Annotated in this window: 11 protein-coding genes; 7 read left to right on the top strand and 4 right to left on the bottom strand. The window is 40.2% G+C overall.

The genetic code is table 11. The features are described 5' to 3' along the window. Window position 1 precedes the first annotated feature (1 nt). Window positions 2-3202 (top strand): pilus assembly protein, encoded by a 3201-nt coding sequence (locus tag CWB76_RS11240; protein WP_138607634.1) that lies wholly within the window; start codon window positions 2-4, stop codon window positions 3200-3202. A gap of 9 nt (window positions 3203-3211) precedes the next feature. Beyond that, window positions 3212-3631 carry a type IV pilin protein gene (locus CWB76_RS11245; RefSeq protein ID WP_138607636.1) on the top strand — a complete coding sequence of 140 codons (420 nt, stop codon included), beginning with the start codon at window positions 3212-3214 and terminating at the stop codon, window positions 3629-3631. Window positions 3632-3774: 143 nt separating this feature from the next. Here CWB76_RS11245 and CWB76_RS11250 read toward each other — a convergent pair whose 3' ends face one another. Beyond that, window positions 3775-4311: a GspH/FimT family pseudopilin gene (locus tag CWB76_RS11250; protein ID WP_138607638.1), complete on the bottom strand. Its 537-nt coding sequence runs from the start codon at window positions 4309-4311 to the stop codon at window positions 3775-3777. Window positions 4312-4388: 77 nt separating this feature from the next. Further along, entirely contained in the window at window positions 4389-4940 is a 552-nt protein-coding gene (locus tag CWB76_RS11255; RefSeq protein ID WP_138607640.1) for a GspH/FimT family pseudopilin, read from the bottom strand. A gap of 174 nt (window positions 4941-5114) precedes the next feature. On the opposite strand from CWB76_RS11255, the gene CWB76_RS11260 reads away from it, so the two are divergent. Further along, window positions 5115-5453 (top strand): P-II family nitrogen regulator, encoded by a 339-nt coding sequence (locus tag CWB76_RS11260; RefSeq protein WP_008114445.1) that lies wholly within the window; start codon window positions 5115-5117, stop codon window positions 5451-5453. A 57-nt stretch (window positions 5454-5510) separates the two neighbouring features. On the opposite strand, the gene CWB76_RS11265 is transcribed toward CWB76_RS11260, so the two are convergent. Next, window positions 5511-6275, bottom strand: coding sequence for an outer membrane protein assembly factor BamD (locus CWB76_RS11265; RefSeq protein WP_138607642.1), 765 nt, complete (start codon window positions 6273-6275; stop codon window positions 5511-5513). Window positions 6276-6416: 141 nt separating this feature from the next. Between CWB76_RS11265 and rluD the strand changes: the two genes are divergently transcribed. The 3 genes from rluD to clpB all read left to right on the top strand — a co-directional run bounded on the left by rluD (window position 6417) and on the right by clpB (window position 10801). Further along, the gene (gene rluD / locus CWB76_RS11270) at window positions 6417-7394 is read left to right on the top strand and encodes a 23S rRNA pseudouridine(1911/1915/1917) synthase RluD (RefSeq protein WP_010391291.1); all 978 of its coding nucleotides are present in this window, start codon (window positions 6417-6419) and stop codon (window positions 7392-7394) included. Window positions 7395-7396: 2 nt separating this feature from the next. Beyond that, the gene (gene pgeF, locus CWB76_RS11275; protein ID WP_138607644.1) at window positions 7397-8128 is read left to right on the top strand and encodes a peptidoglycan editing factor PgeF; all 732 of its coding nucleotides are present in this window, start codon (window positions 7397-7399) and stop codon (window positions 8126-8128) included. A gap of 96 nt (window positions 8129-8224) precedes the next feature. Then, the gene (gene clpB / locus CWB76_RS11280) at window positions 8225-10801 is read left to right on the top strand and encodes an ATP-dependent chaperone ClpB (RefSeq protein ID WP_138607646.1); all 2577 of its coding nucleotides are present in this window, start codon (window positions 8225-8227) and stop codon (window positions 10799-10801) included. Between the two features lie 63 nt (window positions 10802-10864). On the opposite strand, the gene CWB76_RS11285 is transcribed toward clpB, so the two are convergent. Further along, window positions 10865-12412: a methyl-accepting chemotaxis protein gene (locus CWB76_RS11285; protein ID WP_138607648.1), complete on the bottom strand. Its 1548-nt coding sequence runs from the start codon at window positions 12410-12412 to the stop codon at window positions 10865-10867. A 428-nt stretch (window positions 12413-12840) separates the two neighbouring features. Between CWB76_RS11285 and gshA the strand changes: the two genes are divergently transcribed. Then, window positions 12841-14418 (top strand): glutamate--cysteine ligase, encoded by a 1578-nt coding sequence (gene gshA / locus CWB76_RS11290; protein WP_138607649.1) that lies wholly within the window; start codon window positions 12841-12843, stop codon window positions 14416-14418. Window positions 14419-14494 lie beyond the last annotated feature (76 nt).

Below are 14494 nucleotides of genomic sequence, written 5' to 3' on the forward strand. Positions count from 1 at the left end.
TATGAAACTTACACTAAACAGAATGTTCATGCCTATATTTGCAATATTAATTGGCATGTCAGCTCATGCTGAAGATATAGAGCTGTATGTTAACCATAATGTGGAGACAGATGAAAAGCCACGCGTAATTATGATTTTTGATACATCAGGCAGTATGGCTTGGGATGTAAACGATGGCAATGCCTGTTACATGAGAAGCGGTAATCGTTATTACGAGGTCGATTGTTTTGAAAGTAAAGACAGCTATAAACGTAATGAGCAATGTTACAAACGAACTAGCTACTACAATTATGAAGCCACATGTAGTGATAGTCGTTTAAGAGTTGCACAAAATGCGATTACGCAATTAGTGAACGATAATGATGATATTGAATTTGGTTTAATGCGTTTTAATGGCAGTAGTGGCGGTTATGTACTAGCCAGAGTAGGTGCTGAAAAGTCAACGTTGCTCAATAAAATTGATGAGCTACCTGCTAGTGGGTCAACCCCATTAACTGAAACATTATGGGAAGCGTATTTATACATAACAGGCCAAGATGTTTACTATGGCGATAACACTAATAATCGAGATTTTACCGCTGAGTCATCAGGAGTTTATAAATCACCTTTTGCCCCAGTAGCGGGTGAGCCATTACGTTGTGACAATAGTATCAACATTATTTTAATGACAGATGGAGATCCTACCAACGATTCTAATAGAAATAATGACATATTTAACCTTCATGAGGATTATTTTTCTGAAAATGCGCCTGTTGTCAGCAATAGTTATTTGGCAGCGCTGGCAAAAATTATCCATGGTACAGATGATGTAAAAGTTGATTTGTATAGCAAAACCAATAATGTACTAGATATTGGTCGTGTATTTCCTATTGGCTTTGGTACTGGAATGAGTAACTCAGGTAAAAACTTACTTACTGAGACTGCAGACTATGGCGGTGGGCAATATTTGCATGCCAATACTGCAGCACAACTGTCAGACGCACTTAAAAATACGATTTCTCGTATTCGTGAAGTAAACGATAGTTTTTCATCGCCATCAGTGGCCAGCAATAACGTAGACCAAACTCGCAGCCGTGATGCTCTTTACTTTGCTATGTTTTATCCTGAAACAGGGGCTCGCTGGCGTGGTAACCTCAAAAAGTTAAAAATTACAGGCAATCAGATTGTTGATGCGACTAACAAGCTTGCTCTTAATAGCGACGGTTTAATTTCAAAAGATGCAAAAACATTTTGGCTACCTGCGGGCCAACCCGCTGATGGTAATGCGGTTGCACAAGGTGGCGTAAATCATTATCTAAGTACGATAGATCCACTAGCTCGTAATTTATTCACTGAAAATCAAGGCTCTATTGTTAGCTTTGATACTTCGGTTGTCAGCGATATTCTTAGTGGTATTGTTGATAACCCGCTAACCTTAACAAGCCAAGATGTTAATTGGGCTAGAGGGGTCGACGTTGATGATGAGGATAAAGATGGCTCTTCGCAAGATCAACGCTCTGATATTTTTGGCGACCCATTACATTCCAAGCCTATTGCTATCGACTATGGCAGTGATGATATACGAATTCTTATAGGAACAAATGCCGGGTTTTTACATATGTTTAAAGATGCTGGCGAGACTGTAAGCGAAAGTTGGGCGTTTATACCTTCAGCATTATTTGACATTATTAAGCCACTCAGAAATAAACAAGCAGATAGCAAGGTATATGGCATGGACGGCCCTATCAGTGTTTACTTTAGTAATAAGAGTTTGAATAGCGAAGGTTTAAATGACGGTATTATAGATGCTAGCAAAGGAGATGCTGTTTGGGCTTTTGCTGGTATGCGTCGTGGTGGTAAGAATTACTATGGCTTAGATATTACAAATCCGAACCAGCCAAAGCGCCTTTGGAGCAAACCAATTGAAGGCGGCAAAGGCGATTTTACGGAATTAGCACAAACATGGTCAAAACCGCAAATAGCTTATATTAAAGCTTTTGGTAATAAACCTTTACTCGTATTTGGTGCAGGTTACGATACAAATAAAGACGCGGCTATAAGAGCTGAGGATTCCCGTGGTCGAGGCATTTATATTGTTGAAGCAAAAACAGGTAGCTTAGTGTGGGCATTAACCCCAAATAGCAATGGTTTTAAAGGTAAACATAGCATTGCCGCTGATTTAACTACGCTTGATTCAGATTATGACGGCTATATTGACCGAATTTATGCTTCAGACACCGGTGGTAATATTTGGCGAATTGATATGCCAGGAGAAGATAGCAGTGAGTTTAGTCACTTTAAACTTGCTGAGCTTGGTAGCAATCAAAATACCCAAGACAGGCGCTTCTTTTATAAGCCTCTGATTGCGCGTACTTTGTTTAGTAAAGTAACAGAGACGACCATCAACGGTGATAAAGTTATTACCCGTTTAGATACTCCTTATGATGCTGTTGTTATCGGCAGCGGCAATCGTTCAAAACCAACGAATACAAATGAGCAAGATCAGTTGTTTATGATTCGTGATGAAAATACGCTGACACGCTCATTTAAAATCAATGCGCCTGCGGCAGTTAAACCCTCCGACTTAATGATTATGAACGATGACCCGTTTGGTAATACTTTAGATGACATAGATGGTTTTAATCTTGTTGAAGCTGAGTTGGCAAAAAAGAAAGGGTGGCGCTACGAATTAGCCAAAGGTGAAAAGTCATTAGCTGCAGCTACCGTTGTTGGCGGAGTTGCTTATTTTACTTCTTTCACGCCAGCATCTGATGCCGTTGTCGAGAATCAATGTTCTTTAAGTGGAGGCGGTGGTGCGCTTTATGCGTTTCATTTGCATTACGGTACAAAGGTGTATGAACAGCTCAAATTTGTAACCAGTTACGATGTGCCCGATACACCACAGCTATACTTTGGTTCTTCTTGCGTGGATGCTAATGCCGATGGACAGTGTGATGATGGTCCTGATGGTCCTGATGGTCCTGATGGTCCCGATGGTCCTGATGGTCCTGAAAGGAAGCCACCCGAAAGTAAATTTTATTTCCCTGGTCCTTTAATTAAAGGTGATTCCAAACCATTTGTACCCGGTAACATTTCAGGGCCTGGTCTAAAAATCGAAGATGGAACTATAAAGTTACTAGAGAGTGGCAACAGTGGCTTTGGCTTTAAAACGCAGCAAACATATATTTATAAGCGTGAAGAAAACGATGAGATAAACAATTAAGGGCTGTATATGAATAAGACACAACAAGGATTTACATTAATTGAGGTAATGATCACAGTAGCGATTGTTGGCATTATTGCTGCAATTGCATTGCCGAATTACACAGAGTATGTAAAAAGGGCATCACGCGCAGAAGCTGCATCTGCGCTGTTAGATGCGGCAAATAAGCAAGAGCAATACTTTGTAGATAACCGAGTTTATTCAACTTCGTTTAGTGACTTAGGTATTCAAAGTAAAACTGAAAACGGGCATTTTGAGTTAGCAATAAATGTGGTTAATAGTAATGAATTTACAATTACAGCGAAACCCATCGCTGGAGCTGTTAAAGGGGATGCTGATTGTACTGAATTGTCTATTAATGATTTAGGCTTAAAAGGGGCTAAAGGCAGCAAAGGTAAATCAGATATAACCTATTGCTGGGGTAGATGATGCTAATTAACCTTACTCTGAATTGTATACCTATCTCAAGCAGCTATTTTTAGCGCTAATTGCGTTGAACCTACTTGCAATAGGCCAGCTACTGACGTGAAGTCTGGCTTTTTACACTGTAAACCCCCTAACTAGAATTCAGGTTAGTTATTTTTGCATCTATTTGTGGACTTTATCCTTATGCGACCTGTTTGACTTATAGATAGAGCAAGCCCTTCAAGGTTTGCTTTTTCACTATTAGGGCAATAGATAAAAGTACCATTTTGAAAGCCATTTAAAGAGCCGTCGGGTCTAAAAGTTATTGCAGTTCGGGGGTACTCTAAGCTATCAGAGGGATGGGTATGTTCAAAGGTACTAATAAGACGTTCGTCATTATCCAAAGATGTTGACTTGTCATGATCAGTAAAAAGTGACACACCCGTGTGCCACTCACCATCTAAACATTGTTTATCTTTCAAAGCGCACAGCGTTACGTAGTTGCCATGCTCTATAGCATAAAGACGTGCTAAATTAATATTTCGGTGTAATAGACTAACCTGATTATCTGCGCGATTGAGCGCCAAGAAGTCAGGAGCAAACGACAAAGAGAGTTGACTCAGTATTGCAATAACTAAAATGGTTACTAGTAATTCTACTAACGTAACGCCATCGTTTTTGTGAACACTTATAATTAACTTCATCCCTGAAGCCTTACATTGAACAGTCCATTATATTAGTTTAGTAAATAATCAAAAAACGACAAAGTATGAAATGGCTTTTAGCTGCAGGTTTGAGTTGTGTCACCTATATAAAAAGCAGTTCCTGATTGAGACAGTGTTAACCCTTTATTATTTTCATTAGTACCATTAGGGCAAAAAATAAAATTTCCAGGTTTAGTGGTGATACGACCGCTGGTGTTAAACCGTATCCGTCTATCTCCAGCTGTGAATGTTACCTTATCATTAAGGCTAATTTTTTCCATGACGCGAATTAAGCTGTCAGAGGAAGAATTATATTGACCATCATTATTTGCATCAATAAAGGTTATAATAACTTTATTACGATCCCACCTTGCTCGGCATTGCATACTATCATCATTGTTTTTAACCTCCGAATGCTGAGCTGCACAAATAACCACAATCTCATCAGTACTAGCTGCTTGTGAGCGCGCAAAACTAATATTACGCTTAAGCTCCAATAAAAAGTTTTCGCCTCGATTTTCTTCCAGCATATCGCTACTATTCCATATTGCAATACTTGCTATTATTGCAACAATAGCAACGGTAACCATTAACTCTAATAGAGTAAATCCTGTATGCTTGGTTTTCATATAAATCTCATTAACTCGGTGATGTTGAAAGGTCAACAGACCCTAGTATAGTTATTTTTATTAAAATAATCATACCATGATTATTTTTCACCTGTGCTATTCAATCACTTTGTTTGCTATGAACCTCATGATTGTCTAAAATCGAGGCAACTGAGGCTTTCAAAAGTAACTAATATGAAAAAAATAGAAGCAATCATTAAACCGTTTAAGCTCGATGATGTGCGCGAAGCACTATCTGATGTTGGCATTACGGGTATGACAGTAAGTGAAGTCAAAGGGTTTGGTCGTCAAAAAGGTCACACCGAGCTATACCGTGGCGCAGAGTATATGGTTGATTTCTTACCAAAGGTAAAGTTAGATATTGTGCTTGGTGATGAAGATGTTGAACGCGCTATTGATGTGATTGTTAAAACCGCACAGACAGGCAAAATTGGTGATGGTAAAATATTTGTCACTGAGGTAGAGCGTGTTGTTCGTATTCGTACTGCAGAAGAAGATGAAGACGCGATATAATCGTAGTCTTGAGTAAAAAAGGCGCTACTTTTATTTGAAAGTAGCGCCTTTTTCGTATTATTTATTTCTACTGTTAAATTTGCGCGTTTGCGCTGCATTCTCACTTAATTCAGTCAATCCAAGCTTATCGTAGCTTTTTTCCATCATGGCTAGTGCCGCATCCAAGTAGCTACTTTGTGAGTAGTGCTCTACCACAAACTTACCGCGATTCGCAGCTGCTAAATAGGCTTCACGTTCGTAGTAGTAAGTCGCAACTTTTAGCTCGTAACGTGCCATGCGGTTTAATAGCCAAACTAAACGACGTTTTGCTTCTGGCGCATAGTCACTTTCTGGAAAACGTTTAACTAAGGTTGATAGATCGGTATAAGCTACACGGGTACGTTTAGCGTCTCTGTCGGCTCTATCTACACCAAAGTACTCTTGGAAAGCATTTTTATCCGCTTTAATATTAACCAAGCCACGCATGTAGTACATGTAATCTAAATCTTTGTGGTTTGGGTTTAAGCGAATAAAACGGTCAATGGTAGCAAGTGCCTGCTCTGTATTACCTGACTGGTAATGTGCGTACACTAAATCCATTTGTACTTGTTTTGAAAACGGGCCAAACGGGTAGCGAGAATCAATTGCCGCTAACAGTTCAATTGCACGTGCGTATAAACCAGAATCAAGCGTTTGTTTTGCATCTTCATATAGTGCTTGTGCTGATCTGTTTGGTACTCGTTGAATGTCTTCTTGGTCAGGTGCAGACGAACAAGCCCCTAAACTAAGCACTGAAACTGAAAAAACAATGGCGAATGCACGTTTCCCTATTTTATTTATCATTTTATTTGTTACCTTCGATGTCTTCGGCTAGGCCAAGTGGGTAAAACCGAGTAAACTATGTGTATTATGTTATGCTTTTATTAAAAGCGATTCTAACCCAGTCAAGCAAAGCTTGCACTGGTAAATTGGGTAAAGTTACTAATGTCAGAGCAAATATCTCTCCAAGCCGAGGTCCCAACAGACTTAGGTGGTAAACGTCTAGACCAAGTATTAGCACAATTGTTCCCTGATTATTCACGATCACGGATAAAAACGTGGATTTTAGATGATAAAATCACCGTTGACGGCGAAATTTTCAACACCCCGCGTGAAAAATTACTCGGTGGTGAAGTTGTGGCTGTTGAAACAACAATAGAAGCACCTCGTGAATACGAAGCACAAGATATCAAATTAAACATCGTTTATGAAGACGATGATATTTTAGTTATCAACAAACCAATGGGACTAGTGGTTCATCCTGGTGCAGGCAATCCTGACGGTACGGTGTTAAATGCGTTACTTCATCATTTTCCAGACATTATTAACGTGCCACGCGCGGGTATAGTGCATCGCCTAGATAAAGACACCACAGGTTTAATGGTTGTCGCGAAAACGATTCAAGCACAAACTCACCTGGTGAAAGCCTTACAAAAGCGCGAAAATTTCACACGTGAATATGAAGCGTTATGTAATGGTACTATGACTGCCGGTGGTATGGTTGAAAAAGCGATTGGCCGCCATCCAACTCAGCGTACGCATATGGCAGTTCATGAAATGGGTAAACCAGCGATTACGCATTACCGTGTGGCAGAAAAGTTTCGTGCTCATACTCGTTTGCGTTTACGCCTTGAAACCGGACGTACGCATCAAATTCGCGTGCATATGGCGTACTTAAACCACCCATTAATTGGCGATCAATCTTATGGCGGTCGTCCTCGTCCACCAAAAGGAGCAACGCCTGAGCTGTTTGAGTTACTGCGTAGCTTTAAGCGTCAAGCGCTCCATGCTGTTAAATTAAGCATTGCTCATCCAATTACCGGTGAAATGATGACCTGGCAAGCACCTATCCCTGATGATATGGTCCAGATGACACAAGCACTGCGTGAAGATACAAAAGCAAATCCAGACATAGCTAGTTAATTATGTCTGGCTTATCAGCTACATGGCAATCTATTCAGGGTGTAGGCACATTGAGTACTACACGGGATGGAGGCGTATCAAAGCCTCCATTTGATAGCTTGAATTTAGGATTGCATGTAGGTGATAACAACCAAGATGTATTAACCAATCGAGCGCATGTAAATAGTTACATATCTAATCCTGCTGTTTGGTTAAATCAGGTTCATAGCGCTGATGTAATTAGAGTGGATGAAGGGTTTGATTTTAACCAAACTCTGACGGGGGATGCGCTTTACACGCAATTATATAATCAACCTTTAGCTATAATGACCGCTGACTGTTTACCTATTTTACTTACCTCAAGCGATGGCCAAGAAGTGGCTGCAATTCACGCCGGTTGGCGAGGGTTAGTGCAAGGAATTATTAATAATACAGTTAGCTGTTTTAAACATGAGCCAGCGAATTTACATGCGTGGTTAGGTCCTGCAATAGGGGCTGACCAATTTGAAGTCGGCCAAGAGGTCGTTGCAACATTTACAGCCAACAATCCAGCTTTGCATGATGCGTTTAAACGTCAAAATAACGATAAATATTTAGCTGATATTTATTACATAGCGCGTATTTTGCTAAACCAACGGGGTGTTGTGAATATTAGTGGTGGTGAATACTGCACGTTCTCTCAAAAAAATCAGTTTTTTTCTTATCGACGTGACGGCCAAACCGGTCGTATGGCAAGTTTGATCTGGCGCAAGTAAATTACTATTAAGTGATTATTTTTCCCTCAATACCTTGAACAAATCCGCTAACATACCCATTTATAAAGTAATTCGTTTTTTTATAGGTAAACCCCCATGCGTTTAGATAGATTTACAAGTAAATTTCAGTCTGCGCTTTCAGATGCGCAATCATTAGCGCTAGGTCGCGATCATCAATTTATTGAACCCGTTCACCTTATGTATGCTTTATTAAAGCAAAGTGGTTCAAGTGTGCGTGCCTTGTTTGCACAAATGGGCATTAGTATTGACGAGCTCAATACCAAACTATCTCAAGAGATAGAAAAGTTATTTAAAGTGGAAGGTGTTGGTGGCGATGTGCAATTGTCAAACAACATGGTTTCACTTATTAATCTGTGTGACAAGTATGCTCAAAAACGCAAAGATAAATATATCTCAAGCGAACTGTTTGTTTTAGTTGCATGTGAAGATAAAGGGCCGCTTGGCAGTGTATTTAAAGCACTTAATATCACTGCTAACAAAGTTGAAACTGCCATAGAAGCAATTCGCGGTGGTCAAAAAGTTGATGATCCTAATGCTGAAGAAACTCGTCAAGCACTTGAAAAGTACACTATTGATTTAACTGAGCGGGCGGAGCAAGGTAAGCTTGACCCTGTAATCGGCCGTGATGATGAAATTCGTCGCACCATCCAAGTATTACAACGCCGCACCAAAAACAATCCTGTGTTAATTGGTGAGCCTGGGGTGGGTAAAACCGCGATTGCCGAAGGGCTTGCGCAACGTATTATTAATGGGGAAGTGCCAGAGGGCTTAAAAAACAAGCGCGTACTCTCGCTTGATTTAGGCGCGTTGGTTGCTGGGGCCAAATACCGAGGTGAATTTGAAGAGCGTTTAAAATCAGTTTTAAATGAATTGGCCAAAGAAGAAGGCCAAGTGATTTTGTTTATTGATGAAATTCATACCATTGTTGGCGCTGGTAAAAGTGATGGCGCTATGGATGCGGGTAACATGTTAAAACCTGCATTAGCACGTGGTGAACTTCATTGCGTAGGTGCAACGACCTTAGATGAATATCGTAAATACATTGAAAAAGATGCTGCACTTGAGCGCCGTTTCCAAAAAGTATTAATTGAAGAGCCATCGGTTGAAGATACTATCGCTATATTACGTGGTCTAAAAGAGCGTTACGAATTACATCACTCAGTGGAAATCACCGATCCGGCAATTGTTGCTGCAGCGCAGTTATCGCATCGCTATATTAGTGATCGCCAATTACCTGATAAAGCAATTGATTTAATTGACGAAGCGGGCTCTTCTATTCGACTGCAAATTGATTCAAAACCTGAAGCCTTAGATAAGTTAGAGCGTCGTATCATTCAATTAAAAATTGAAGATAACGCCCTGGCTAAAGAAAAAGACGAGGCGAGTCAAAAGCGCCGTGCAGAAATGGTTGAGCTGATCACTGAGCTTGAAGTGCAATACCGTGAGCTCGATGAAGTATGGAATGCCGAAAAAGCGTCTTTGCAAGGTACGCAAGTCATTAAAGCTGAGCTTGAACAGGCACGACTTGATTTAGAAGTGGCACGCAGAGCAAGCGATTTACAGCGCATGTCAGAACTGCAATATGGCCGTATACCCGAGCTTGAGCGTAAGCTTGATTTAGCATCACAAGCCGAAATGCAAGAAATGAGCTTACTTAAAAACCAAGTGGGCGAAGATGAAATAGCTGAGATTTTATCACGTTGGACTGGTATTCCGGTGGCACGTATGCTTCAAGGTGAGCGTGAAAAGCTATTGCAAATGGAAACGCAATTACATAATAAAGTGATAGGGCAAGATGAAGCGGTAGTTGCGGTGGCTAATGCCATTCGTCGTTCTCGCGCAGGGCTTGCTGATCCGAATCGTCCTATTGGCTCATTTTTATTCTTAGGACCAACAGGGGTGGGTAAAACAGAGCTAACGAAAGCATTGGCTGGCTATATGTTTGACACCGAAAGTGCCATGGTACGCATTGATATGTCTGAGTTTATGGAAAAACACTCAGTGGCGCGTTTAGTTGGTGCTCCTCCTGGTTATGTAGGTTACGAAGAAGGGGGCTACTTAACGGAAGCCGTTCGTCGTAAGCCGTATTCGGTTATCTTGCTTGATGAAATAGAAAAAGCGCATCCAGATGTGTTTAATATTTTATTACAAGTTCTTGATGATGGTCGTTTAACAGATGGTCAAGGCCGTACTGTTGATTTTAAAAATACGGTTATCATTATGACCTCTAACTTAGGTTCAGACATTATCCAAGAGCAATCGGGGAGTAATGACTATGACGAGCTTAAAACTAAGGTAATGGGTGTACTGCATAATGAATTCAGGCCTGAGTTTATTAACCGTATTGATGAAACAGTAGTGTTCCACTCGCTTGCACATAGCCATATTAAAGAAATCGCAGATATACAGTTAAGTAAATTGCGTGAACGATTAACTGAGATGGGTTATTTACTTGAATTGACAGATGCTGCGCTTGAGCGGATTGCTGCTAGTGGTTTTGACCCGGTTTATGGCGCTCGCCCACTTAAGCGTGCAATACAACAAACTATTGAAAATCCGTTAGCACAAAAGCTGCTTAATAATGATTTTCAACCAGGCTGCATCATTGTTATTGATGCAAGTGGTGAGGGCTTAGAGTTTACTAGCCGATAATCTGAGCACAGTAAAGAGCCGCTGAAAATAGCGGCTTTTTTGTTTTTGATTTAAGTGGGTGGATTAAACTTTAAAGGTAAGCAATAAATCATTTACTTTTCGTGAGCCTTCCACCAATTTAGCAGCGCCATGCGCTACGCTATAACTAAGCTGTAAATTGTCATCCCCCAAACCTTTAATTTTTTCAACATTGCTGCCAATGTCTCTACTTACCACTTGTTGTTGCTCTGCGGCAGCTGAAATATCGGTGGCAAGCTGTGAAATTTCACTAATTTGAGTAAAAATACTATCCAGCTCTTGCTGCGTTTGACCTGTAGTGTTCACACAGTCATCGGCTTGTTGTTTTGTGCTCTGCATGATTTTAGACCAGCTAAACAAGGTATCTTGAATCTCTTTAATGGAGCTATGAATTTGTGCTGTGGCGTTTTGAGTACGTGAAGATAATGCGCGCACTTCATCAGCGACCACCGCAAAACCCCGACCATGCTCACCAGCACGGGCAGCTTCAATCGCAGCGTTAAGTGCTAACAAATTGGTTTGCTCTGCAATGCCTTCTATTTCACTCATTACCTGACCAATTTTATCGGCCTCAGAGGCAAGTCCTGTGGCTGTGGTTGCCGCTTGCTCAACTTGCATAGCTAAGTCAGATACCATTTTGCTATTATCGGCAATATGACTTTTTATATCAGAGCAGCTTTGATAAGTGATCCCCACTTTATCTGCGGTATTATTAGTATTATTAGAAATTTCACCAATGGTGGTGCTCATTTGTGACATTGCAGTGGCTATTTGCTCAAGCTGAGTTCCCTGAGAGGAAATTCCTTGTTCGGTCAGCGTAGATTGCTGATCTAAGCCTTGAGCAATTGTATTAAAACTCAAGGTTGAGTCTTTAACACGACCGAGTACCGTTTTTAACTTGGCGCAAAGCATTTGCTCTCGGTAATCACTAATACTGTGAGGGTGTGAACCACTAAATACATAACGAGACACCGAATCAGCCTGACTCTTTTGCTGCTTTAGGGTCGCAGGTGTTGCTATTAGTTCATCATAATTTAAAACTAGAATGATAATACACACCATCAAGTTAACCGCTGCAATCGCGATTGATCCCCAAATAGCAACACAGGCTAACCAAACTAAAACACCGGCTATGCTTAAGCCTTGTCTGAGTGAGGTGTGTTCACGCCAGCTAAATAGTGACTGATTAGCGTTAATTTTGGCATACAGTTTCTGTGCTCTGCGTTTTGCGCGTTGCGAGAGTTTTACACGCACAGACTGATAACCAATCAATTGGCCATGTTCAAAAATAGGTGTTACAAATGCATCAACCCAATAGTAACGGCCGTCTTTACATAAATTCTTTACAGCTCCTCGCCACGAATGGCCTTGCTTTAAGGTGTCCCACATTTCTTTAAATGCCGCCTTAGGCATGTCAGGGTGGCGAACTATATTGTGGTTTTTATTAATGAGTTCATCCATTTCATAGCCAGCAATACTGCAAAATTCATGATTGGCATAGGTAATAACACCTCGAAGATCGGTCGTTGAAACTAACTCTTGATGTTCTTCAAAAGTGACTTCTTCATCTATCAAGCTTTGATTACGACGCATAGTAATCCTTTATCATTCTTTATTGGGGTGTCTATTGTAATTACTAAAACTAATGTACGTTAGTGATAAGTTTTAAATAGCAGTAGTAAGGCATTTTTTTTAATGTTTTTATGATCTTTATCAATTTTAAGAGTAATTGATTTTTTTAGTTATGCCAAACTTTTAACAAGAGATTCACCCTTTCGCATTGGGGGGAATAATACGTTGTTGGTAGGAGAGGATTGTGGCAAATAATATGTAAAAGAAATTGTATATTGCTGGTGGCAATGGCAAGATTATCTTTTATAGCGTGAAACAAAGCGTGTTTAAAATTCATTAAAAACTATATCTAATAAATTCATATAGTTTTTTCTTCATTTAATCTTGAGTAAAGGTAATTAGACCCCATAACCTCATGATTAAGCCACTTGGCTCGAGGAAACTTTTTTTTGGCAACTTATAATTTAAAGAACACGCTCAACGCGCTATCTAATGCAGATAATCAGCATGCTATTAAAGGTATTATGCGCGGTATTGAGAGAGAATCACTAAGAATTAAACCTGATGGTTCTATTTCTAAGCAAGCTCACCCTGAAGGGGTTGGCTGTGCGCTTACCAACGGACATATCACGACTGACTTTTCTGAGTCTTTACTTGAGTTTATTACACCGGTTAGCGAGTCATCAACGCAAACGTTACAACAGCTAAAAGATTTACAAAAGTTCACCCTAGAACATATGGGCGATGAACTGCTGTGGCCAATTAGTATGCCGTGTTTTATAAATCATCAGGACGATATTGTATTAGCACAATTTGGCGATTCTAACGTTGGTAAAATGAAAACCTTATATCGTGAAGGTTTAAAGAACCGTTACGGCAGTATGATGCAAGCGATTGCCGGCGTGCACTTTAATATTTCTTTTCCAGAAACGTTATGGCAGTCACTACACTCACTAAAGCAAAGTAGCGCGAAGCTTGAAGACTTTATATCTGATGGGTACTTAGCATTAATTCGCAATTTTAAACGCGAGTTGTGGTTAATTAGTTACATGTTTGGTGCGTCACCGGCATTGTGTAGTTCATTTTTGCAAGGGCGTAAAAGTGATTTACCGTTTAAAAAGCTAGGTAAAGGTACTTTATATTTAGAAGTAGGCACGGCGCTTCGATTAGGTAATCTAGGTTATACCAACAGTGCACAGTCATCATTACGCGTGATGTATAACTCATTAGATGAATATGTAGCAGGGCTTAAAAAAGCCATAAATACGCCTTCAGATATTTATGGCAGTATTGACGACTACACCAGTGCAGAGCCAAAGCAATTAAATAAAAATATTCTACAAATAGAGAACGAGTTTTACTCGCCAATTCGCCCCAAGCGTAATGCTAAAAATGGTGAAACACCCACCGATGCTTTACTAAGAGCGGGTATAGAATATATTGAAATTCGTGCATTGGATGTTAACCCATTTAGTGAAGTAGGCATTGATTTAGAGCAAATACACTTTTTAGATGTATTTTTAACCTATTGTTTATTAAAAGACTCAGCGCCTATGGACTGGGAAGAGCAAGCGCGAAGCACTGAAAATCTTGATACAGTAGTAAACCAAGGCCGAGAAAAAGGCCTAATGCTTAATTTTAATAATGAGCAGCGCAGTCTTGAATCATGGGGTGATGAAATATTTAATCAGCTCGTTGATGTTGCTAAGTGGATGGATAGCGCGTACGGGGTTGATTATTACTCAAACACTATTAAGCGCATGGCAACGTGGGTGCATAATCCTACATTAACTTATTCAGGGCGTTATGTTGATCAATTAAAAGCATCAGGGCTAGATAATGGTCATTATGCACTCTCACTTGCTCAAAAGTATAAACAAAGCCATGGTATAGCCAGTTATACTGAATTCTCAAAGTCGTGGTTAGCGCAACAAGCGACAGAGTCTTACCAAGCTCAAAAAGCAATTGAGCAAGCCGATAATCAATCATTTACTGCATTTTTAGATACATATTTCAGGGTCAGTTGACCTTTGCGGATTACAATTTGTTCAAACTAGGAGCGGTTTAATCGCGGCGCGAGGTTTGTAACCTAGTGGGATCAGT

Source organism: Pseudoalteromonas sp. S1609 (genome assembly GCF_005887255.1).
Classification (GTDB): domain Bacteria; phylum Pseudomonadota; class Gammaproteobacteria; order Enterobacterales; family Alteromonadaceae; genus Pseudoalteromonas.